The 22476-nt window shown below is 59.4% G+C and carries 24 protein-coding genes and 1 tRNA gene; 8 read left to right on the top strand and 17 right to left on the bottom strand.

Translation table 11 applies throughout. From position 1 onward, the window contains the following. Positions 1 to 114: 114 nt before the first annotated feature. The 5 genes from QMX98_RS19335 to QMX98_RS19315 form a co-directional block, all read right to left on the bottom strand. A complete protein-coding gene (locus QMX98_RS19335; protein WP_010458281.1) occupies positions 115 to 1056 on the bottom strand; it encodes a ribose-phosphate pyrophosphokinase in 942 nt (313 codons plus the stop codon). A gap of 46 nt (positions 1057 to 1102) precedes the next feature. Then, a tRNA-Gln gene (locus QMX98_RS19330) sits at positions 1103 to 1177 on the bottom strand. A 36-nt stretch (positions 1178 to 1213) separates the two neighbouring features. Beyond that, entirely contained in the window at positions 1214 to 2065 is an 852-nt protein-coding gene (ispE, locus tag QMX98_RS19325) for a 4-(cytidine 5'-diphospho)-2-C-methyl-D-erythritol kinase (protein ID WP_010458280.1), read from the bottom strand. A gap of 2 nt (positions 2066 to 2067) precedes the next feature. Beyond that, on the bottom strand, positions 2068 to 2685 hold the full coding sequence (gene lolB, locus QMX98_RS19320; RefSeq protein ID WP_102594939.1) for a lipoprotein insertase outer membrane protein LolB: 618 nt from the start codon (positions 2683 to 2685) through the stop codon (positions 2068 to 2070). A gap of 4 nt (positions 2686 to 2689) precedes the next feature. Next, entirely contained in the window at positions 2690 to 4414 is a 1725-nt protein-coding gene (locus QMX98_RS19315) for a tetratricopeptide repeat protein (RefSeq protein WP_077749018.1), read from the bottom strand. 182 nt (positions 4415 to 4596) lie between these two features. On the opposite strand from QMX98_RS19315, the gene hemA reads away from it, so the two are divergent. The 6 genes from hemA to QMX98_RS19285 all read left to right on the top strand — a co-directional run bounded on the left by hemA (position 4597) and on the right by QMX98_RS19285 (position 9965). Then, positions 4597 to 5886, top strand: coding sequence for a glutamyl-tRNA reductase (hemA, locus tag QMX98_RS19310; protein WP_145310069.1), 1290 nt, complete (start codon positions 4597 to 4599; stop codon positions 5884 to 5886). Continuing rightward, entirely contained in the window at positions 5883 to 6965 is a 1083-nt protein-coding gene (prfA, locus tag QMX98_RS19305; RefSeq protein WP_282411261.1) for a peptide chain release factor 1, read from the top strand. The genes hemA and prfA overlap by 4 nt, the downstream gene beginning before the upstream one ends. Further along, a complete protein-coding gene (gene prmC, locus QMX98_RS19300) occupies positions 6966 to 7796 on the top strand; it encodes a peptide chain release factor N(5)-glutamine methyltransferase (protein WP_172791640.1) in 831 nt (276 codons plus the stop codon). Then, positions 7790 to 8545: a molybdopterin-synthase adenylyltransferase MoeB gene (locus QMX98_RS19295; protein WP_282411260.1), complete on the top strand. Its 756-nt coding sequence runs from the start codon at positions 7790 to 7792 to the stop codon at positions 8543 to 8545. Before prmC ends, QMX98_RS19295 begins: the two co-directional genes overlap by 7 nt. Next, positions 8538 to 9329, top strand: a complete 792-nt coding sequence (murI, locus tag QMX98_RS19290; protein WP_282411259.1) for a glutamate racemase — start codon at positions 8538 to 8540, stop codon at positions 9327 to 9329. Before QMX98_RS19295 ends, murI begins: the two co-directional genes overlap by 8 nt. A 117-nt stretch (positions 9330 to 9446) precedes the next feature. Further along, the gene (locus QMX98_RS19285; protein WP_010458265.1) at positions 9447 to 9965 is read left to right on the top strand and encodes an acyloxyacyl hydrolase; all 519 of its coding nucleotides are present in this window, start codon (positions 9447 to 9449) and stop codon (positions 9963 to 9965) included. Between the two features lie 129 nt (positions 9966 to 10094). Here the strand turns inward: QMX98_RS19285 and QMX98_RS19280 are convergent, their stop codons facing one another. The 12 genes from QMX98_RS19280 to QMX98_RS19225 all read right to left on the bottom strand — a co-directional run bounded on the left by QMX98_RS19280 (position 10095) and on the right by QMX98_RS19225 (position 20219). Then, complete coding sequence (locus QMX98_RS19280) at positions 10095 to 10400, bottom strand: YkgJ family cysteine cluster protein (RefSeq protein ID WP_010458263.1); 306 nt, start codon at positions 10398 to 10400, stop codon at positions 10095 to 10097. 53 nt (positions 10401 to 10453) lie between these two features. Continuing rightward, positions 10454 to 10957: a DUF2878 domain-containing protein gene (locus tag QMX98_RS19275; protein WP_010458261.1), complete on the bottom strand. Its 504-nt coding sequence runs from the start codon at positions 10955 to 10957 to the stop codon at positions 10454 to 10456. Further along, positions 10950 to 12221: a cyclopropane-fatty-acyl-phospholipid synthase family protein gene (locus tag QMX98_RS19270; RefSeq protein ID WP_010458259.1), complete on the bottom strand. Its 1272-nt coding sequence runs from the start codon at positions 12219 to 12221 to the stop codon at positions 10950 to 10952. The genes QMX98_RS19275 and QMX98_RS19270 overlap by 8 nt, the downstream gene beginning before the upstream one ends. After that, complete coding sequence (locus QMX98_RS19265; protein WP_077749012.1) at positions 12208 to 13023, bottom strand: DUF1365 domain-containing protein; 816 nt, start codon at positions 13021 to 13023, stop codon at positions 12208 to 12210. Before QMX98_RS19265 ends, QMX98_RS19270 begins: the two co-directional genes overlap by 14 nt. Continuing rightward, positions 13020 to 14267, bottom strand: a complete 1248-nt coding sequence (locus QMX98_RS19260; RefSeq protein WP_282411258.1) for an FAD-dependent oxidoreductase — start codon at positions 14265 to 14267, stop codon at positions 13020 to 13022. Before QMX98_RS19260 ends, QMX98_RS19265 begins: the two co-directional genes overlap by 4 nt. After that, entirely contained in the window at positions 14264 to 15046 is a 783-nt protein-coding gene (locus QMX98_RS19255; RefSeq protein WP_221107359.1) for an SDR family NAD(P)-dependent oxidoreductase, read from the bottom strand. The genes QMX98_RS19260 and QMX98_RS19255 overlap by 4 nt, the downstream gene beginning before the upstream one ends. Continuing rightward, entirely contained in the window at positions 15043 to 15465 is a 423-nt protein-coding gene (locus tag QMX98_RS19250) for a nuclear transport factor 2 family protein (RefSeq protein ID WP_154501734.1), read from the bottom strand. Before QMX98_RS19250 ends, QMX98_RS19255 begins: the two co-directional genes overlap by 4 nt. Beyond that, entirely contained in the window at positions 15458 to 16903 is a 1446-nt protein-coding gene (phrB, locus tag QMX98_RS19245; protein ID WP_221107358.1) for a deoxyribodipyrimidine photo-lyase, read from the bottom strand. Before phrB ends, QMX98_RS19250 begins: the two co-directional genes overlap by 8 nt. Before the next feature lie 11 nt (positions 16904 to 16914). Next, positions 16915 to 17856 carry a MerR family transcriptional regulator gene (locus tag QMX98_RS19240; protein WP_221107356.1) on the bottom strand — a complete coding sequence of 314 codons (942 nt, stop codon included), beginning with the start codon at positions 17854 to 17856 and terminating at the stop codon, positions 16915 to 16917. Continuing rightward, the gene (locus tag QMX98_RS19235) at positions 17856 to 18818 is read right to left on the bottom strand and encodes a DUF523 and DUF1722 domain-containing protein (protein ID WP_145310086.1); all 963 of its coding nucleotides are present in this window, start codon (positions 18816 to 18818) and stop codon (positions 17856 to 17858) included. The genes QMX98_RS19240 and QMX98_RS19235 overlap by 1 nt, the downstream gene beginning before the upstream one ends. A gap of 202 nt (positions 18819 to 19020) precedes the next feature. Continuing rightward, positions 19021 to 19236, bottom strand: coding sequence for a TIGR02450 family Trp-rich protein (locus QMX98_RS19230; protein WP_010458245.1), 216 nt, complete (start codon positions 19234 to 19236; stop codon positions 19021 to 19023). Beyond that, a complete protein-coding gene (locus QMX98_RS19225) occupies positions 19233 to 20219 on the bottom strand; it encodes an NAD(P)/FAD-dependent oxidoreductase (protein ID WP_010458243.1) in 987 nt (328 codons plus the stop codon). The genes QMX98_RS19230 and QMX98_RS19225 overlap by 4 nt, the downstream gene beginning before the upstream one ends. A gap of 196 nt (positions 20220 to 20415) precedes the next feature. Between QMX98_RS19225 and QMX98_RS19220 the strand changes: the two genes are divergently transcribed. Next, positions 20416 to 21318: a TIGR01777 family oxidoreductase gene (locus QMX98_RS19220; RefSeq protein WP_083375761.1), complete on the top strand. Its 903-nt coding sequence runs from the start codon at positions 20416 to 20418 to the stop codon at positions 21316 to 21318. Positions 21319 to 21331: 13 nt separating this feature from the next. Beyond that, positions 21332 to 22357 (top strand): ferrochelatase, encoded by a 1026-nt coding sequence (gene hemH / locus QMX98_RS19215; protein WP_282411257.1) that lies wholly within the window; start codon positions 21332 to 21334, stop codon positions 22355 to 22357. Positions 22358 to 22476 lie beyond the last annotated feature (119 nt).

Raw genomic sequence — 22476 nt, 5'->3', positions numbered from 1 at the left:
CCCCAGCGGTTGCGACCAGCGCTAAAGGCGATATGGGCAAAAAAGCCCCGCCCCGGCAGGAATGCCGGGGCGGGGCGCTTTTCGTCAGCGAGACAGTCGAGAAGGGCAGGGCCCTTAACGGAACATCGCGCTGATCGATTCTTCATTGCTGATGCGGCGGACCGCCTCGGCAACGACCGGCGCGATATCCAGTTGACGGATACGCGTGCAGGCTTGAGCAGCAGCGGACAACGGGATGGTGTTAGTCACCACCAGTTCGTCCAGCATGGAATTTTCAATGTTTTCGATCGCCCGACCGGACAGCACAGGGTGTGTGCAGTAGGCGAAAACCTTGGCGGCGCCATGCTCTTTCAGGGCCTTGGCCGCGTGGCACAGAGTGCCGGCGGTATCGACCATGTCATCGACCAGAATACAGGTACGCCCTTCGACATCACCGATGATATGCATCACTTCAGAGTGATTGGCTTTCTCACGGCGTTTGTCGATGATCCCGAGATCCACGCCCAGGGATTTGGCAACAGCACGTGCACGCACGACGCCGCCAATGTCCGGGGACACGATCATCAGGTTTTCGAAGCGCTGATCTTCAATGTCATCCACCAGAACCGGGGAGCCGTAGATGTTATCTACCGGAATATCGAAGAAACCCTGGATTTGGTCAGCATGCAGATCAACCGTGAGAACACGGTCGATGCCGACTACGGTAAGCATGTCAGCAACGACTTTCGCGCTGATAGCCACACGTGCGGAACGCGGACGGCGATCCTGACGGGCATAACCAAAGTAAGGAATAACAGCAGTGATACGAGTAGCCGAGGAGCGGCGGAAGGCATCAGCCATCACTACCAGTTCCATCAGGTTATCGTTGGTCGGAGCGCAAGTCGGCTGAATAATGAAAACATCTTTACCGCGGACGTTTTCATTGATCTCGGCAGTAATTTCGCCGTCGGAGAACTTACCGACAGAGATGTCACCGAGAGGGATATGCAGCTGACGTACAACACGCCGAGCCAGATCGGGGTTAGCGTTCCCCGTAAAGACCATCATCTTGGACACGCGCAGTACCTGAAGGCTGAGGGTAACCTGGATGAGTATAGGAAAATGGCAGGGGCGGCTGGATTCGAACCAACGCATGGCAGGATCAAAACCTGCTGCCTTACCGCTTGGCGACGCCCCTGTATCTGTTGCAACGATTACCCAGTAATCGATTCCTTTAGAGCAGATTTTGCAGCTTGCGATGCAACATCGAAACGTTGCTTCCTTTTGCTACAAACCCTGTAAGGGTCTCTGTAAGAAGGGCCGAGACTTTATCAGCTTCAGCTTTGCTTGGGAAGCCCCCAAACACACAACTTCCAGTTCCGGTGAGTTTTGCTTCGGTAAATTTACCTAACAAATTCAATGCGTTACGTACATCTGGATAACGCCTTGCTACCACCGGTAAGCAGTCATTTCGACTGTTTCCCTTGGGAACGGGGCGCACTTTAATGGGAGAAGAGTTACGTGTCAACAACGGATCTGAAAAAATTTCTGCTGTACTTACAGATACTTGCGGCACAAGCACGAGATACCACGGTTCTTCGGGGTCTACAGGGGTGAGTTTCTCCCCTACGCCCTCGGCGAAAGCCGCGTGCCCACGCACGAAAACCGGGACGTCGGCGCCCAGTGTCAGGCCCAGCACGGCCAGTCGATCCTCATCCCAGCCCAGTTGCCAGAGATGATTGAGGCCGAGCAAAGTCGTCGCGGCATTTGAACTGCCGCCACCGATTCCACCGCCCATGGGCAGGATTTTTTCGATCCAGATATCGATGCCGAGCGAACAACCGGATTGCTCCTGAAGTTTTTTCGCGGCTTTGACGATCAGGTTGCTGTCGTGAGGAACGCCATCGAATTCGGTGTGCAACCGAATCACACCGTCGTCACGAACGGCAAACGTGATTTCATCGCCGTAATCGAGAAACTGAAAAATCGTCTGCAACTCGTGATAACCGTCTTCACGGCGGCCGAGAATGTGCAGCATCAGATTGAGTTTGGCCGGGGAGGGCAGCGTCAAGCGCGCAACGGTCATGTTCACTGCCCCAGTTTGCGTGGTTGCCATTCCTTGATCACCAGCGTGACATCAAGGTCGGTGCCGTGCAGTTTGATCCGCTCGGGCAGCCAGTAGCCGTTTTGCTCGGCGTAACTGAGGTATTCGACTTGCCAGCCGTCCTGCTCGAGATTGGCCAGCCGACTGTCGGCGTCCAGGGTCAGGCGACTTTTGCTGTCCGGGGCCGGAAGCCCGCGAACCCACCACGCCAGATTGGACACCGGCAGCTTCCAGCCGAGCTGTTCTTCAACCAGCGCTTCGGGGGTCGTGGCGTCATAACGGCCCTGATTGGCCACTTCCAGCGAGACTTTGCCCGGGCGGCCGGTCAAACGAGCCGCGCCGCGACCCAGCGGGCCAGAGAGGCGAATGTCGTAGTAATCCTGTCGCTGCAGCCAGAACAACGTGCCGCTGCCCGAGTCTTTTGGCGCACGAATACCGATCTTGCCGTTGATCTGCCAGCCATCAAGGCTGGTCAGCTGCTGTTTGTAATCGCGCCATTGGGCTGTGTTGCCTTGGCCCTGGACCGATTCGCGGGCGCCGAAGCCCGCGCAACCGGCGAGCAGGGCGATGAAACTGAAAACAATAAGGTGGCGCAAAAACATAATCTTAAAGAGTCTCTGATCCGGTCAGGCGCTTGATGGTGCTGCGCAGGATGGGGCTGTCGGGTTGTTCCTTGAGGAACTTGCTCCAGATTTGCCTGGCTTCCCGCTGTTTGCCATTGGCCCACAGGACTTCGCCCAGGTGGGCGGCAACTTCCTGATCGGGAAAGCGATCCAGGGCCTGACGCAGATAGCGCTCGGCTTCATCGAGATTGCCCAGGCGGAAGTGCACCCAGCCGAGGCTGTCGAGTACCGCCGGGTCTTCCGGGTTGATCTGGTGCGCTTGTTCGATCAGGGCCTTGGCTTCGGCGTAACGCGTCGTGCGGTCCGACAGGGTGTAGCCGAGGGCGTTCAACGCCATCGCATTGTCCGGGTCGCGCTTGATGATCAGGCGCAGGTCTTTTTCCATCTGCGCCAGGTCATTGCGTTTTTCCGCCTGCATGGCACGGGTGTAAAGCAGGTTCAAATCGTCCGGGTACTTCTGCAGCGCGGTTTGCAGAACCTTCCACGCCTTGTCGGGCTGATTGTTGGCAGACAAGGTCTCGGCTTCGATCAGGTACAACTGGATCGCGTAATCAGGTTGCTCGTCGCGTTCCGTAGCCAGACGGCTTTGGGCTTCGGCGGTCTTGCCGTTGTTGATCAGAATGTCGGTCTGGCGCAGTTGCGCAGGCAGATAGTCATTGCCGGGGCCGACCTGGGCGTACTCGATCAGTGCGCCTTGTGGGTCGTTGCGCTCTTCAGCTATACGACCGAGGTTCAGGTGCGCCGAATCGACGTGGCTTTCCCGGGCGACCAAGTCTTCCAGATAACCCTTGGCCTCGTCCCAGGCCTTGGCTTCCAGGCACACCAGCGCGAGGGAATAACGCAGTTCGTCGTCTTCCGGGTATTGCTGGACCAGGCTTGAGAACTCAACCTTGGCGTCGTCCATGCGGTCCTGTTCAACCAGCATGCGTGCATAGGTCAGGCGCAGGCGTTTGTCGTCCGGGTATTTCTTGATGCTTTTTTGCAGCAGTGGCAAGGCTTCATCGCCACGGTTGAGCACTTGCAACAGGCGCGCGCGCAGCAGGATCGGGGCAATTTCGCCGTCGTCCGGCGGATTGTCTTCAAGCAAGGTCAGCGCGCCTTTTGCGTCACCGTCCTGTTGCAACAGCAAAGCCTTGCCGAAAATCAACTGGTTGTTGTTCGGGTGGCGCTGCAATAAGCGGTCAAAACTTTTCATCAGGCCGTTGCGCGTGTCCTGGTCGGTATCGGCCGCGGACAGGGCAAGAAAGTCGAAATGCGTGTCGCCTTTGCCGAGCAGGACTTTCTCCATATAGACCATGGAGTCGTCATAACGCCCGGCGCGCGCCAGCTGCACGGCAGCCGCGCGTTGCGCCTCGAGATCGTCCGGGGCGTTTTTTGCCCAGATCAACGCGGTATCCAGGGCAGCCTGATCGGCGCCAAGGTATTCGGCAATGCGGAAGGCTCGCTCGGAGATGCCCGGATCCTGAGTGTTGATGGCCTGGGTGACGTAGTTGTCCAGGGCAATGTCGAAACGATTGCGCTGGCCAGCCAGTTCGGCGCTCAACAGGCTGAAGACGGTTTCTTCACTGAATGAGCTGTAAACCTTGGGCTTTTCAGGGGCCGGAGTGCTGTCTTCGACCGGCGGCGTACCGTCCGACGAAACGGGTGCCAAGACTTGGCAGCCGCTGAGGAAGACAAAAGCGAGGAGCAACGCGGAAGATCTATTCATATAGGAAGAGGACGACTAACCTGCGGTCGGATCATCATGACACAAGCCTTCGGCCAAACATAACCGAGTCTCGATGGATGCCTTTATAGAGGCAGGTCATTGGGACAATAGTCAGCGGTAGTTGTTCTGGCTCTGTCGAAGTAGGACAATTGCCGGCTTCACGTCACCATCAGCGACCTTGAATGGCCTTCCTTGCACTCGGTATCAACCACAAGACTGCTTCAGTAGACGTCCGCGAGCGCGTGGCCTTTACCCCTGAGCAGCTGGTGGAGGCCTTGCAGCAGCTCTGCCGACTTACCGACAGCCGCGAAGCTGCGATCCTCTCCACCTGCAATCGCAGTGAACTCTATATAGAACAGGATCACCTTTCGGCTGACATCATCTTGCGCTGGCTGGCCGATTATCATCATTTGAGCCTCGAAGAGCTGCGTGCGAGCGCTTATGTGCACGAAGATGATGCGGCAGTTCGTCACATGATGCGGGTGGCTTCCGGGCTCGATTCGCTGGTGTTGGGCGAACCGCAGATTCTCGGTCAGATGAAATCGGCCTACGCCGTGGCGCGTGAGGCCGGCACCATCGGTCCACTGCTCGGGCGCTTGTTTCAAGCGACGTTCAACGCGGCCAAGCAAGTGCGCACCGACACGGCCATCGGCGAGAACCCGGTGTCCGTGGCGTTTGCCGCGGTCAGCCTGGCGAAACAGATTTTCAGCGATTTACAGCGCAGCCAGGCCTTGCTGATCGGCGCCGGAGAGACCATCACCCTGGTCGCCCGCCACCTGCATGAACTGGGTGTAAAGCGCATTGTGGTCGCCAACCGAACCCTGGAACGCGCGAGCATCCTTGCCGAGCAGTTTGGTGCCCATGCCGTTTTGCTCTCGGACATCCCGGCAGAGCTGGTGCGCAGCGACATCGTGATCAGTTCCACTGCCAGCCAGTTGCCGATCCTTGGCAAAGGCGCCGTGGAAAGCGCGTTGAAACTGCGCAAGCACAAACCGATCTTCATGGTAGACATCGCTGTTCCTCGGGATATCGAGCCGGAAGTCGGCGAGTTGGACGACGTTTACCTCTATAGCGTCGACGATCTCCACGAAGTGGTCGCCGAGAACCTCAAGAGCCGGCAGGGTGCTGCCCAGGCGGCGGAAGAGATGGTCTCGGTCGGTGCCGAAGATTTCATGGTCCGCCTGCGTGAACTGGCGGCGGTGGATGTGCTCAAGGCCTATCGCCAACAAAGCGAGCGCATGCGCGACGAAGAATTGCAGAAGGCCCAGCGCATGCTGGCCAATGGCAGTAGCGCCGAAGAGGTGCTGGTGCAATTGGCGCGTGGCCTGACCAACAAACTCTTGCACGCCCCGAGTGTGCAGTTGAAAAAGCTTTCTGCCGAAGGCCGCCTCGATGCGCTGGCCATGGCCCAGGAACTCTTTGCCCTGAATGAGGGCTCATCGGATAGCTTTTCGGATAAGAAACCGCAATGAAAGCGTCACTGCTCAATAAGCTGGACATCCTCCAGGACCGTTTCGAGGAATTGACCGCCCTGCTTGGCGATGGCGAAGTCATTTCCGATCAGAACAAATTTCGCACCTATTCCAAGGAATACGCGGAAGTCGAACCGATTGTCGCCACCTATAAACAGCTGCTCAAAGTGCAAGGCGACCTCGAAGGCGCCCAGGCACTGCTCAAGGACAGCGACCCGGACATGCGCGAACTGGCCGTGGAAGAAGTTCGCGAAGCCAAAGAGCAACTGATCGACATCGAAGCCAGCCTGCAACGCATGCTGCTACCCAAGGACCCGAATGACGGGCGCAACGTGTTCCTCGAAATCCGTGCCGGCACCGGCGGTGACGAAGCGGCGATTTTTTCCGGCGACCTGTTCCGTATGTATTCGCGTTATGCCGAGCGGCGTGGCTGGCGGGTGGAAATTCTCTCGGAGAACATCGGTGAGCACGGCGGCTATAAAGAAGTCATCGCCCGTGTTGAAGGCGAAAACGTCTACGGCAAACTGAAGTTCGAATCCGGCGTGCACCGCGTGCAACGGGTTCCGGCCACCGAATCCCAGGGTCGCATCCACACCTCGGCCTGCACCGTGGCGGTGTTGCCTGAGCCGGATGAGCAGGAAACGATCGAGATCAACCCGGCGGACCTGCGGGTCGATACCTATCGTTCCTCCGGGGCCGGCGGCCAGCACGTCAACAAGACGGACTCGGCGATCCGCATCACGCACTTGCCGTCCGGTATCGTCGTCGAATGCCAGGAAGAACGCTCGCAACACAAGAACCGCGCCCGGGCGATGTCCTGGCTGTCGGCCAAGCTCAACGATCAACAAACCAGCGCCGCCGCGAACGCCATCGCCAGCGAGCGTAAGCTGCTGGTCGGTTCGGGCGATCGCTCCGAGCGCATCCGCACCTACAACTTTGCCCAGGGCCGGGTGACCGACCACCGGGTCAACCTGACGCTGTATTCCCTCGACGAAGTCCTCGCGGGCGGCGTCGAGGCCGTGATTGAACCGTTACTGGCCGAGTTCCAGGCCGATCAATTGGCAGCGATAGGTGAGTAAATGACGATCATTGCCAGTTTGTTGCGCGCCGCCGATTTGCCCGACTCGCCCACGGCGCGTCTGGATGCCGAATTATTGCTGGCCGCGGCCTTGGGCAAGTCCCGCAGCTTTCTGCACACCTGGCCGGAACGCATTGTGCCGAGCGAAGCCGCGCTGAAGTTTGCCGAGTACCTGCAACGTCGTCGCGGCGGTGAGCCGGTGGCCTACATTCTGGGGCAGCAAGGGTTCTGGAAGCTTGATCTGGAAGTCGCGCCGCACACGCTGATCCCGCGCCCGGATACCGAATTGCTGGTGGAAGCGGCGCTGGAATTGCTGCCAGCCACACCGGCCCAAGTGCTCGATCTTGGCACCGGCAGCGGCGCCATTGCCCTGGCTTTGGCCAGCGAGCGTCCGGCGTGGAAAGTCACTGCGGTGGATCGCATACTCGAGGCCGTGGCGCTGGCCGAACGCAATCGTCAGCGCCTGCACTTGAACAATGCCACGGTGCTGAGCAGCCATTGGTTCAGCGCCCTGGAAGGTCAGCGTTTTCATCTGATCATCAGCAACCCGCCGTACATCGCCTCCGCCGACCCGCATCTGGTAGAAGGCGATGTGCGCTTCGAACCGGCCAGCGCTCTGGTGGCTGGCATCGACGGGCTCGATGATCTGCGCCTGATCGTCGCCCAGGCGCCGGATTATCTGGAGGCCGGTGGCTGGCTGATGCTCGAACACGGTTACGATCAAGCCGAAGCCGTGCGCGACTTGCTGTTGAGCCGCGGCTTTGAAGCAGTCCACAGCCGCACCGATCTGGGCGGTCACGAACGTATCAGCCTGGGGCGCCTGCCGTGCTGAATGATCAGGAGTTGTTGCGCTATAGCCGGCAGATTCTGTTGCAACACGTCGATATCGACGGCCAGTTGCGGCTGAAAGAAAGCCGCGTGTTGATCGTCGGCCTCGGTGGTCTCGGCTCACCGGTGGCGCTGTATCTGGCCGCGGCCGGTGTCGGCGAGCTTCACCTGGCGGATTTCGATACGGTCGACCTGACCAATCTGCAACGCCAGATCGTTCACGACACTGACAGCGTCGGCTTGAGCAAGGTCGATTCAGCGATCCGCCGACTGAGCGCGATCAATCCCGAGATCCAACTGATCGCCCATCGCACCGCACTGGACGAAGATTCTCTGGCGGCCGCCGTGGCGGCGGTGGATCTGGTGCTGGACTGTTCCGATAATTTCTCGACCCGTGAAGCGGTCAACGCGGCCTGCGTTACTGCCAGCAAACCGCTGGTCAGCGGCGCGGCGATTCGCCTCGAAGGGCAGTTGTCGGTGTTTGACCCGCGACGCCCGGAAAGCCCGTGTTACCACTGTCTATACGGTCACGGCAGCGAAGCCGAATTGACCTGCAGTGAGGCCGGCGTTGTCGGTCCACTGGTTGGGCTGGTGGGCAGCCTCCAGGCGCTGGAAGCCCTGAAACTGCTGGTGGGTTTCGGTGAGCCATTGGTGGGGCGCCTGTTGCTGATCGATGCCCTGGGCTCGCGCTTCCGTGAATTGCGGGTCAAGCGCGATCCTGGCTGCAGCGTCTGTGGTTCAAAACATGCGTGAAGCGCCAATCGGCGTATTCGACTCCGGCGTCGGTGGGCTTTCGGTATTGGCCGAGATCCAGCGTTTGCTGCCCAACGAGTCTCTGCTGTACGTCGCCGATTGCGGCAATGTTCCCTACGGCGAAAAAACCCCTGAATTCATCCAGCAGCGTTGCAGCGTGATGGCCGAATTCTTTCAGCAGCAGGGCGCGAAGGCCTTGGTGCTGGCCTGCAACACGGCGACCGTCGCCGGTGTTGCGGACTTGCGGCGCGATTTCCCTGCGTGGCCCATCGTCGGCATGGAGCCCGCCGTCAAACCTGCCGCTGCCGCCACCCGCAGTGGTGTGGTCGGCGTACTTGCCACCACTGGCACGTTGCAGAGCGCCAAGTTCGCGGCGTTGCTCGATCGTTTCGCCACTGATGTACGCGTTATCACTCAGCCGTGCCCCGGCCTGGTGGAGCTGATTGAAAACGGCGATCTGCACAGCGACGCCTTGCGTCAATTACTGGCCGGCTATGTCGGGCCGCTGCTCGGCGCCGGGTGCGACACGATAATTCTGGGCTGCACGCATTATCCCTTCCTAAAGCCATTGCTTAAGCAGATGATCCCTGAAGACATCAGCTTGATCGACACCGGTGCCGCTGTTGCGCGGCAACTCCAGCGTTTGTTGGCCGAGCGTGAGTTACTTGCCGAGGGGCCGGCACGTGCTGCGCAGTTCTGGACGAGTGCCGATCCGGAGCATTTCAGGACTATTTTGCCGACGCTGTGGAACAGCGGCGGTGTTGTGCAAAGCTTCGATAGATAACTAAAAAAAAAGTGGGCGAAAACGAATAATTGGGCTGAACTTCTGATTAATCGTCGACTTCTATAGCGGTAAGCAACAAAAAAACCATATGAAATCGTTCGGAAAAGGATGTTTCTAGTGAAGCGACTATTCTGCTTGGCCGCGATTGCGGCCGCACTGATGGGGCACAGTTTTACCGCGCAGGCGGCAGGCGTGGAATTCGCGGTCGGACAGACCAGCGAGTCGACCATGACCTATCGATTGGGCATGCAATTCGATTGGGACAAGAGCTGGTTGCAGAGTGATATCGGTCGCTTGACGGGGTACTGGAGCGGTGCCTACACCTATTGGGACGGCGACAAGACTTCCAGCAACCACAGCCTGTCGTTCGCGCCGGTGTTGGTTTACGAATTTGCTGGCCAGACCGTCAAGCCTTATGTGGAGTTGGGGGTCGGCGTCGCGGTATTCGCCAATACCGAAGTCGAAAACAATCAACTCGGCAGTGCTTTTCAGTTTGAAGACCGGTTCGGTTTTGGTCTGCGCTTTACCGGCGGACATGAAGTCGGCATTCGTGCGACGCACTATTCCAATGCCGGGCTCAGTAGCCCGAACAACGGTGTAGAAAGTTACGCGCTGCACTACACGATGCCGCTCTGAGACTCGCTCCTTTAAGTGCGGGAGCGAGCCTGCTTGCGATTGCGGTCTGCCATTCAGCAACAGTGTTGACTGACAGGAAGCCATCGCGAGCAGGCTCGCTCCCACACTGGATGTGCGTCGACTTCAAATTCAGCGATATGCCGTAGTAATCCCCTGGCGCTCTTCGAGGCACTCCGGTGCGCCCATCTCGAACTCCCGGCAGATCAGCGGGCGCTTTTCGTAGATGGTGCACATCATGCTGTCGCGATCCAGCGCAGCGCACCAGCCGTCATCCAGACGCAGCATGACTTCCCCGCCCCAATCATCGGTATCGATAAAACGTTCAGGCACGCCCGTGTCGGTGATCAGCATGACTTCGAGCTGGCAGCAACAGGCTGCGCAAGTCGAGCACGTGACGGCCGGTTCGGTGATTTGCGTGTGGGGAATGGTTTTCATGGCGGGCAGTGTAAGGCAGTGCGCCCTGGCTGTGTTAAAGGCCTGACGGACGCTTAGCTGCGGGTGTCCGCCGCCAGCCGTTGCGCCATGAAATGCAGCGTTGGGAACAGCATGGCCCAGAGCAGGCCGATACCCAGCAGCGTGGGCACCTGACCGTAAGGAAACTGCACGCCGGCCAGTTGTCCACCGGCGTAATACGACAATGGCCCACCCACGGCGCCCAGCAGGCTGCCGAGCCACCAAGGTTTGGCGGTCCATTGCAGGCAGTGGCGCAACGTGGTTGCCAGTAACGCCCACAACAGCATCAGCCACAGCGGGATCAAGGGCGCGACGTCGGCGAAATCGAACACACCAAGCCAGCGCAACGAACTGTCGACGGTGGTGCCCAGCAGCACAACGCTGAGAATCAGTCGGCCTTCATCCGCCCAGCGACTTATCCACAGCAGATGAATCACCAGTACCGCCAACGCCACCAGCAACCATAAACTGTCGCCGCCCATCACACAGGCAAACCAGCCGAGCTGAAACAGTGCGGCATTGGCCAAGCGCTCACGCATCGAAGCGCCCCAGCAGCGGCGCGGGCATTGCCGAGGGTTTGGCCAGCACCATTTGCGCGGTGCCGATGGTGCGCTCCAGAAATCCCCCTTCGCAGTAGCACAGATAAAATTCCCACAACCGCAGGAAATAATCGTCGTAGCCCAACTCGCTCAAGCGGCCCTGGGCTCGGCGAAAATTCTCATGCCACAGGCGCAGGGTTCGGGCGTAGTGCAGGCCGAAATCCTCCATGTGCAGCAAATTCATGTCGGTGTCGCGGCTGATGACTTCCAGCATCTTCTGCACACAGGGTAGGGCACCGCCAGGAAAAATGTAACGCTGAATGAAATCGACGCTGCCCTTGGCCTGTTCGTAGCGCTGTTCGCGGATGGTGATGGCCTGCAACAGCATCAAGCCGTTGCTTTTGAGCAACTGCGCGCATTGCTTGAAATAGACCGGCAGGAAGCGATGGCCGACCGCTTCGATCATCTCGATCGACACCAGTTTGTCGTACTGCCCGGTGAGGTCGCGGTAATCCTTGAGCAGCAGCGTGACCTGGTCTTGCAGGCCGAGGGCTTCGATGCGTCGGGCAGTGAAGGCGTACTGTTCTTTTGAAAGCGTGGTGGTGGTGACCTTGCAGCCGTAATGCTGCGCCGCGTAAAGCGCCATGCTGCCCCAGCCGGTGCCGATTTCCAGCAAGTGATCACTGGGTTTGAGCGCGAGTTTCTGGCAGATCCGTTCCAGCTTGTTCAACTGCGCCTGTTCCAGGCTGTCTTCGTCCGTCAGGAACTGTGCGGCGGAGTACATCATGGTGGGATCGAGAAACTGTTCGAACAGGTCGTTGCCCAGATCGTAGTGGGCGGCGATGTTTTTCTGCGAACCCTTGCGCGTGTTGCGATTGAGCCAGTGCAGCGCTTGAACGAAAGGGCGGCCGAGTTTCGCCAGGCCACCCTCCAGCGCATCCAGCACCTCAAGGTTACTGACGAACACGCGAACCACCGCGGTCAAGTCCGGCGAACTCCAATAACCGTGGATAAACGCTTCGCCAGCGCCGATCGAGCCGTTACCCGCCACCAGCCCCCACGCCGCCGCGTCGAGGATATGGATCTCCCCGATCAATGGGCTGCCTGCGGTCCCGAAAACTTGTCGTTCGCCGTTTTCGATGACCACCAGTTGTCCATGTTTGAGCTGCGTGAGTTGCCGCAGTACACCACGGCGCAGCAACGATCCGGTCAGGCCGTTGGTGCTGAGCAGATTGACTTTGGCCGAGGCGCTAGAGGATTTCATGACGGTGATCCTTGGGAGGAACGATGGCGGTTTGAACGCTGCCAACGGCAGCCTGATGAGCAAATATCGGTGCGCGCTTGAGCAGCAGGCGCAGGGCCTGCCAATAGATCGCCAGGCAGGTTTTCGCCGTCATCCATGGAAAGCGCCGCAAGTAACGATGCAGGCTGGCACGGTCCAGTGCCTGGCGTTTCAAGCTGAGCGTGGCGTCGAACAACTTCAGCTCGCCCTGCCAGTCCGCCATGTGCACGCCGAGCCTTTTCGCGGCGGGGCTGAAACTCATGCGGTATTCCAGGTCTGGCGGTAGAAACGGCGAAACGTGAAACGCCTTCGCCACGGCAAAATGTTGATGGAAATCGCCGAGATTCTCCGGGGCCTTGGCCGGCAATACATAGTGATAACGCTCGCGCCACGGGGTGTTGGTGACTTCGCAAAGAATCGCCGCCAGTTGCCCGTCAGCCTCATGGCAGTAGAAAAAACTCACCGGGTTGAACGACAAACCCCAACTGCGCGGCTGGGTCAGCAGGCAGATCGAACCTTGGGGCGCATGACCGATGGCCTGGCCGACGAGCTGGCGCACCGCGTCAATCAGGCGCATGCCGCTGCCGGTATAGGTTTTGAGGTAATCGCTCTCGCGAAACGAGAACGGTGCGAAGCGACTGTTGCCCGAGAACGGCGACAGGCCGAGCACGGCCTCCTGTTCGTCGAGGTCCAGGTACAACAGACCGATCCGGTAACGGAAGGCATGAGGCTTTGGGGCGAACCGCCGATGGGCGATCCAGCCGCTGTAGAGGGCGCTGTTCACAACACTTCACCAAACGAGCGAGCAACGCGCAACGCGCTGACCACGCCGTCTTCATGGAAACCGTTGGCCCAATAGGCGCCGCAATAATAAGTGTGTTGCGCGCCGTCCAGTTCCTCCCAACGGCTTTGCGCAGCAACGGCCGCCAGGCTGAATTGCGGATGGGCGTAAGTGAATCTGGCGAGCACTTTACTCGGGTCGATGCCAGCGCTCTGGTTGAGGCTGACGCAGAACGTGGTGTCGCTCTGGATGCCTTGCAGGATATTCATGTCGTAGGTAACGGCGGCCCGTGTATGGCCTGGGCCACCGAGGCGGTAATTCCAGCTGGCCCACGCGAGTTTTCGAGTGGGCAGCAGGCGTGTGTCGGTGTGCAGCACCACTTCGTTGTCGGCGTAGGGCAGGGCGCTGAGGATCGATTGTTCGGCATCGCTCGGCTTGGCCAGCAGTTGCAGGGCCTGATCGCTGTGGCAGGCAAACACCACTTTATCGAATCGTTCGCTGCCGGCGGCGCTGTGGATAATGACGCCTTGTTCATCACGCTCGACCCGGGTGACGGGGCAGTTGAGTCGGATGTTCTGTTTGAACGTCGCCGTCAGTGGCTCGATGTAAGCGCTCGAACCCCCTTCGATCACCCGCCACTGCGGACGATTACTGATGGACAGCAGGCCGTGATTCTTGAAAAACCTGACGAAGGATTGCAGCGGGAAACCGAGCATATCAGCCATGGACATCGACCAGATTGCTGCGCCCATCGGCACGATGTAATGCAGGATGAAGCGTTCGCCATAGCGGCCGTTTTTCAGATAGTCGTCCAGCGTGGTGTCGGCGGCGATCCGACCCTCGGCCAGGTCACGCTGCGCCTCTTTGTTGAAGCGCTGGATGTCGCGCAACATGCCCCAGAAGCCGGGTGACAACAGATTTCGCCGTTGGGCAAACAGGCTGTTGAGGTTATTGCCGTTGTATTCCAGGCCCGAGTCCGGATCCTTCACTGAAAAACTCATTTCAGTCGGTTTCGACTCCACGCCGATCTGGCCGAGCAGGCGAATGAAATTCGGGTAGGTCCAGTCGTTGAACACAATGAAACCGGTGTCCACGGCATAGCGCTGGTCATCCACGGTCACGTCCACGGTATGGGTGTGCCCGCCGATCCAGTCGCTGGCCTCGAACAGGGTGATCTCATGCCTGCGATTGAGCAGGTAGGCGCTGGTGAGCCCCGAGATTCCGCTGCCAATGATCGCAATGTTCACGGCACGTCCCTGATCGGTGGGCTGCTGCGCACCATGCGTTTGCCGATGGCCAGTTTCACGCAATTGGGCATTTTCGACAGGGGCCAGAGAGCCGCCATGAACAGCCCCGGAAAAGCGATCTCCAGGGGACGGTTCTTGAGTTTGGCGAAGATGTGCCGGGCGGCTTTCGCCACTGGCCAACTGAGCGGCATCGGGAAGTCGTTTTTCGCCGTCAGTGGGGTCTCGACAAACCCCGGGCTGACCACCGTGACTTCGATGCCTTCCGGCGCAAGATCGATGCGCAGGGATTCGAACAGATAACGCAGCCCGGCCTTCGACGCGCCATAGGCTTCGGCCCGTGGCAGGGGCAGGTAGGTCACCGAACTGGCGACGCCCACCAGATGCGGCGCGGTGCCTTTGCGTAACAGGGGCAGTGCGGCCTCGATGCAATAGGCGCTCGCGAGCAGGTTGGTGCGTACCACGTGTTCGACGATCGAGGAATCGAACTGCTTGACGTCGACGTATTCGCACGTGCCGGCGTTGAGGATCACCGTGTCCAGCGAGCCCCATTCATGGGTGATCTGTTCGCCGATTTCGCGCACCGCCTGACTGCTCGTCAAATCGCCGGGCACGACCAGCACTTGCCCCGGATAACGCTGGGACAAGACTTTCAGCACCGCTGTAGAGCGCGAGCTCACGGCCAGATGAGCACCGGTTTTGAGGATTTCTTCAGCCAGCGAGGCGCCGATGCCGCTGCTGGCACCCGTCAGCCAGTATCGCCGTGGAGGTGTAAGACTCATCCCATTCTCCTTTTCAGCCAGGCAATCGCCCGACCCAATACGGGTAAATGTTCGTAAAGCAGTGCCCCGGCATCGAAGTAATCCCGGTGACGATAAACCTTGTCGCGCCAGAGCAGGTACGAGCAGCCGTCGACACGAATCAACTGGCCGCCGCTCAGGCGCGGATGGCGGAAACTCATGACCCAGCGCAGATACCCTTGGCCTTCGCCGGTCTGGTCGAAACCGTGAAAATCAAAACGCAGTTCGGTGACGTTGGCGTAGAGCTCCGTGAAGTAGCTGCGCAACTGTCCGAGCCCTTGCACTTCATGCAGCGGATCGGTGAAGTGCACGTCTTCGGTGTACAGCTCGCCGAGGCGTTGCAAACTGTTTTTATCCAGCTGCGCGAATTGCCGCGCAAACTGCCGCAGGAAATCACTCATGAGCGCCTCCGGCATCGTGTCGCGAGGGCAAGTTCTTGAACGCGGCCAAGGCTCGCTGGCGCGAAGTGCTCAGGTTGACGATCGGCGACGGATAATCCGCTACGCCGAACAGACCGCCGACGTTCGCCGGGTTGTGCACGTCTTTTTTGTTCAGCCCAGCCAGTTCCGGCAGCCAGTGCTTGATGAACACGCCTTCAGCGTCGAATTTCTCCGATTGGCTCAGCGGATTGAAAATACGGAAATAAGGGGCCGAGTCAGTGCCCGTGGACGAACTCCACTGCCAGCCACCGTTGTTCGCCGCCAGGTCGCCGTCGATCAAGTGGCGCATGAAAAAGCGTTCGCCTTCGCGCCAGTCGATCAGCAGGTTCTTGGTCAGGAACATCGCCACCACCATGCGCAAGCGGTTGTGCATCCAGCCGGTTTCGAGCAATTGACGCATCGCTGCGTCGATGATCGGCAGGCCGGTACGGGCTTGCTGCCAGGCCAGCAGTTCTTCCGGGGCGTCGCGCCAGGCCAGGGCTTCGGTTTCCGGGCGGAAGGCACGGTGACGCGAGACCCGTGGGTAGCCCACCAGAATGTGTTTGTAGAACTCGCGCCACAGCAACTCGTTGATCCAGGTGACCGCGCCCACCTTGCCGCTTTCGAACTCGCCTTGATTACTGTGCAGGGCGGCGTGCAAACACTGGCGCGGGGAAATCACCCCGGCAGCGAGGTAAGCCGAGAGCTGGCTGGTGCCGGGTTTGGCCGGGAAGTCGCGCTCGCTTTTGTAGTAATCGATTTGTGCGTCGGCGAAGGTGTCGAGACGGCGTTGAGCTTCGGCTTCGCCGGCGGGCCAGAGCTGGCGCAAGCTCTCGCTGGGTATGTCGAACCCTTTGACGCTCGATGGAATGTCGTCACTGCTGATGGGCAACGGATCCTGTACGGCCGGTTTGGCCACCCGCCCCGGAAGCGACCGGTGCAGACGTTCGTAACAAACTTTGCGGAACTGGCTGAAGACCTGGAAGTAGGTGCCGGTCTTGGTCAACACGGTGCCCGGTTTGAACAACAACTGATCGAGGTAGCTGAAGAAGTCGATGCCATGGGCCTTGAGCGTTTCGGCGACTGCCGTATCGCGACGGCTTTCATGAACCCCGTATTCCTCGTTGACGTGCACCGCCTCCGCGTTTAATTGCTGACACAGCTTGAGCAAAACCTGCGGCGCTTCATCCCAGCGAGGGGCGTGGCGAATCAAAAGGGGGATGTTCAATTCGCCCAGCGCGTCGCTCAGTTCACCCAGATTGCGCAGCCAGAAATCCACTTTGCACGGCGCGTCATCGTGTTCCAGCCATTGCGCCGGGCTCAACAGGTACACGGCCACCGTCGGGCCGCGAGCGGCAGCAGCCGACAGGGCGGTGTTGTCGTGCAGGCGCAAGTCGCTACGCAACCAGATCAAATGCATGGAAGTGTCCATTAAATAAGCCCACGCTTGACCAGTTCCTGGTGAGCCGATAGCGGGTCTTCGGCCAGGAACAAATCAACACTCTCAGACATTTTTGCGGACAGCTCGGCGTGGTGAATGCATACCGTTGGTCCGGCAATCATTTTTGGGCAACTGACGCCATTCAAAAGTTTCGGCAGCTGCGAAATGTTCATGGCTTTGCTGGAATACAGCAGTACGCCGCGGGCTTGCAGGTGATCGACCGCCAGCGCGAGTTCGCCTGGCGGCAGCGGCCAGTCGAAGACTTCCACCGGGCAATCGGCGCTGCTGATCAGCCACGCGGTCAGCCACAGGCAAGGTTCCAGTGGCTGGTCCGAGTGATTGATCAATAGCAACGGCGCGGTGCGCAACTGACGATTGTTATGGTAGATGCGTGCGCCGAATTTGCTACGCAGCCAGGAAAAGAAAAACCCCCGCTCCATCTGCGCGCCGAACTGGCCCTGCCAGCGTTGCTCCAGCTCCGCCAGCAACGGCATCAGCAGTTGTTCGCACAAGGTACGAGGCGGATACAGCGCCATGGCTTGATTGACGGTGTCATCCAGCGTGCGTTCATTGAGCTGGGTCACCGCTTGCAGCAATGTTTGGCCCAGCACTTGCCAATCGTTTTCGACGGTTTCGGTAAAGGCCTGTGGCGTGTCGAGCAGCTGCTTGACCTGACTGACGGCCACGCCGCGATTGAGCCAGGTGAGGATGGTCAAAATCCGTTGCACGTGTTCGGCAGAGAACAGGCGATGCCCCTTGGGCGTGCGCTGGGGCACGATCAGCCCGTAACGACGTTCCCAGGCACGCAGGGTCACGGCGTTCACGCCAGTCTGGCGCGCCACTTCGCGAATCGGCAACCAGCCTTCGTCCAGGGCTTTCTTGAAGTCGGCGCCAAGGTCTTCGCTGGCGCTGGTGTCGATTGGGCTTTTCATTAGATTGCGTTTCGCAGGCTGAGGTTTTCCGGGTGCGGCTGAAGGTAAACCTGCTGCGCGATGTATGGATCCGGGTGTTGACGGAAATAGTGTTTGAGCAGCGTCAGCGGCACCACCAACGGCACGATGCCGTGCCGGTACTGGCCGATGACGTGCTGCATTTCCTGCTTGTCTTCAGGGCTGATGAATTGCTTGAGATAACCGCTGATGTGCTGCAGGACGTTGGTGTGGGTACGCCGCGTCGCGCATTTTTTCAATGCCGCCATCAGTTCGCTGAAATAGCGCGGGCCGAGTTCCGCAGGATCGGTCTGGCCCATGTTGCCCAGCAGGTTGCCCAGGGTTTTGTATTGCACCGGGTTATGGGCCATCAGCAAGTATTTGTAGCGCGAGTGAAATTCTATGAGGCCGCGTCGTGTCACTCCTTCTCGCAATAGCTGCTGCCAGGCGCTGTAGGCGAACACGCGGGTCAGGAAGTTTTCGCGCAATACCGGGTCGTTGAGGCGGCCATCTTCTTCCACCGGTAAGTCGGGGTGCAGGGCGCAGAACGCCTGGGCGTAGATACCACGTCCACCTCCGTCCACCGGCGACCCGTTGGCCTGGTAGACCTTGACCCGCTCGAGGCCGCAGGAAGGGGATTTCTGCATAAAGATGTAGCCGCAGATATCGTCCAGCTCCGCAGCCATTTTCTGACCGTACTCGGCGAGCGGCCGGGTGACGTTAGTCTCAGGGTTGACGGTGCCAACGGCTTCGGGATTTTCGGGGTCGCCGATCAGGCGGATCGGTTCGCGAGGGATACCCAAGCCAATGGCGACTTCCGGGCACACCGGTACGAACTCGAAATAGTCGGTGAGGGTTCGGCTGCACAGGCGCGATTCCTTGTGCCCACCGTTGAAACGCACCTCCGCTCCCATCAAGCAGGCGCTGATGGCGATTTTCGGTAGAGTCGCTGGCTGTACATGCATCGGAACACCTCGAATCCAGACCTGTACAGAGCGGTAACTCTGTACAACTTTGTCTTCATCATAGATTCAAAGGTGTACAAGTCAAATTATTTGTATAGGTTTCGGGAGGGGAGTGCATTCCCTTGTGGGAGAGGGCTTGCTCGCGATAGCGGTGGATCAGGCGACACATGGGTAGCTGACACACCGCATCCTCGGGCAGGATCTATTTCCAGCCGAGTATCCAGTCGTCGCTGGCTTTCAGCGATTGCCATGGGAGACGCTCACTGCGTTGGGTCAGCACCGCCTGCAATTCGACGTCCAGCACCGTGCCTTCCTCATCGCGGAACAGTTCGGTCACCAGAAAATGTTTTTCGCGGTTTCGCGGGTGGGCTGCTGTCCATTTCGACAGCAGCAATTTACTCGGATTGATTCTATTCACTGCAAGTGCTCGTGCAACCGTCGTGCAGCTTCCTGGCCGCTGAGCCAGGCGCCTTCGACACGCCCGGACAGGCACCAGTCGCCGCATACATACAGTCCCAGGTCGGCATCGGCCAAGGCACCCCATTCGTGACTGCTGGCGGGACGCGCGTAAAGCCAGCGGTGCGCGAGGCTAAAGGTCGGGGCGGGCATGGCGCTGTGCAACAGCTCGGCAAATGCACCGTGCAGTTGCTCGATCACCGCCTCCTTGGGCAGGTCGATATGTTGCCGGCTCCAGGCGCTCGTCGCATGCAGTACCCAGGTGTCGAGGGTGTTGTCGCGCCCGGGTTTGCTGCGGTTGCGCGCCAGCCAGTCGAGCGGGCTGTCCTGCACGAAGCAACCTTCCATGGGGGTATCCAGCGGCGTATCGAACGCCAGCGCCACCGCCCACGTTGGCTCCATTTTTACCCCGGCGGCGGCCCCGGCGAGTTTCGGCGCGGAGGCCAGCAGTGCCGTGGCTTGAGGCGCCGGCGTGGCGATCACCACATGACTGAACGGACCATGGGTGAAGCCTTCGGCGTCTTGCAGGTGCCAGTGTTCTTCACCGCGATAGACCTCGGTGATCCGGCAGGCGAAATGCACTTCCAGGTCGCCGAGCAGGCCGCGGGTGATGGCGCTCATGCGCGGTGTCCCGACCCAGCGTGTCTGTTCGTCCGGCGACAGGTTCAGCTGACCGCCGTGGAAGGTGTAGAGCTGCGGCGTCCATTCGGCGACCCAGCCGTTGGATTGCCAACGCTGGACCTCGGTGACGAAGCGCCGGTCGCGGGCAGTGAAATACTGTGCGCCCATGTCCAAGGCACCCGCATCACTGCGCTTGCTCGACATGCGTCCGCCACTGCCGCGGCTTTTATCGAAAAGTTGAACACTGTGCCCGACTTCTGTCAGGGCCTGAGCGGCTGAGAGCCCGGCGATGCCGGTGCCGATGATTGCGATAGGTACAGTCATAGGGGCCTCGTTTACCTTTCTGTACAGACTACGCCGTGGTTTAAACCTGTACAATATTGTTTTTTGGTATAACTTTTAGCGTTCTCGATCTGACAGCTTGGCCTATTGTTAAACACAGACACTGCCCGATACCAAAGATCCCTGCTTATAAAAATAGACTAGTGATCAGGGTAAAACGCCACGCGAGGAAGAAGTCATGCACATATTGCTGACCGGCGGTACTGGTTTGATAGGACGTCAACTCTGCCGACACTGGTTGAGTCAGGGACATCGCCTGACAGTCTTGAGCCGCACGCCGGAAAAAGTCGCGAAAATCTGCGGTGCCCAGGTTCGCGGCGTCGCGTTGTTCGAAGACCTCGGGCAAGAACCGGTGGACGCAATTATCAATTTGGCGGGCGCCCCCATTGCTGATCGGCCATGGACGTCCAGGCGCAAAGCCTTGCTCTGGGCGAGTCGCATCACCCTGACCGAAACCTTGCTGGCCTGGCTCGAGACCCGCGCGCAGAAACCGCAGGTGTTGATCTCGGGTTCTGCCATCGGCTGGTACGGCGACAGCGGCGAGCGCGAACTGACCGAAGCGTCTCCGCCGTCCATCGATGATTTCGCCAGTCAATTGTGCATTGCCTGGGAAGAAACCGCCCAGCGCGCCGAGGCCATGGGTATTCGGGTGATCCTGATTCGAACCGGTTTGGTGCTGTCTGCCGAGGGCGGCTTTTTGTCGCGGCTGTTGCTGCCATTCAAACTGGGGCTGGGCGGGCCTTTGGGCAGTGGTCGGCAGTGGATGCCCTGGATTCATATCAACGATCAAATCGCCCTGATTGATTTTCTTCTGCATCGCATTGACGCGAGCGGTCCATATAATGCCTGCGCGCCAAAACCGGTGCGCAACCGCGAGTTCGCCAAAACATTGGGCGCCGTGCTGCACCGGCCGGCGTTCATGCCGATGCCGGCCCTGGCCTTGAAAGTGTGCCTGGGTGAGTTGTCACTGCTGTTGCTGGGTGGCCAGAAGGCCGTACCGGCGCGCTTGCTGGAAGCGGGTTTCACGTTCCAGTTCACCGATTTGCGCGCGGCCCTGGACGACCTGTCCAGCCGCCTTTGAAATAGGACGTTGCATGACCGATCACGCATTGCTTCTGGTTAACCTGGGTTCACCTGCCTCTACATCGGTGGCGGATGTGCGCAGTTACCTCAATCAATTTCTGATGGACCCCTACGTGATCGACCTGCCATGGCCGGTACGACGCTTGCTGGTGTCGCTGATCCTGATCAAGCGTCCGGAGCAGTCCGCCCACGCCTACGCGTCGATCTGGTGGGAGGAGGGCTCGCCGCTGGTGGTGCTCAGCCGTCGCCTGCGCGAGGCCATGGTTGCGCAATGGCACCATGGGCCGGTTGAGCTGGCGATGCGCTACGGCGAGCCGTCGATTGAGACGAAACTGGTTGAGCTGGCGGCTCAGGGCCACAAAAAAATCACCCTCGCACCGCTTTATCCACAATTCGCCGACAGCACCGTGACCACGGTGATTGAAGAAGCCAAGCGGGTGGTGCGTGAGAAGCGGCTCGATGTGCAGTTTTCGATTCTCCAGCCGTTCTACGATCAGCCGGAATACCTCGACGCATTGGTCGCCAGCGCGAAACCTTATTTGCAGCAGGATTACGATCACCTGTTGCTGAGCTTTCATGGTTTGCCGGAGCGGCACCTGAAGAAGATCGACCCTACCGGTCACCATTGCTTCCAAAGCGATAATTGCTGCCAGAACGCTTCGCCAGAAGTATTGGCGACCTGCTACCGCGCCCAATGCCTGCGCACGGCGTCGGAGTTTGCCAAGCGCATGGGGCTGGCGGATGGCAAGTGGTCGGTGTCGTTCCAGTCGCGTTTGGGCCGGGCGAAATGGATCGAACCCTACACCGAAGCGCGCCTCGATGAGCTGGCGGGAATGGGCGTGAAGAAGGTGCTAGTGATGTGCCCGGCGTTCGTTGCCGATTGCATCGAGACGCTTGAGGAAATCGGTGATCGCGGGAAGGAATTGTTCCGCGAGGCGGGGGGCGAGGAATTGGTGCTGGTGCCGTGTCTCAACGATGATCCGCAGTGGGCGCGGGCGTTGAGTGCCTTGTGTGAAAGGGCGCCGTTGGCGTTGTAAGAAGACAAACTGTGGCGAGGGAGCTTGCTCCCGTTTGAGTGCGCAGCACTCACAAAATCTTCATTAACTGCGAGATTTTGGGGCCGCTTCGCGACCCAGCGGGAGCAAGCTCCCTCGCC

It is taken from the genome of Pseudomonas sp. PS02303, from assembly GCF_029959925.1.
GTDB lineage: Bacteria > Pseudomonadota > Gammaproteobacteria > Pseudomonadales > Pseudomonadaceae > Aquipseudomonas > Aquipseudomonas mandelii.
The sequence above is the reverse complement of the archived record's forward strand: the minus strand, read 5'-3'. Positions and strand labels throughout refer to the sequence as shown.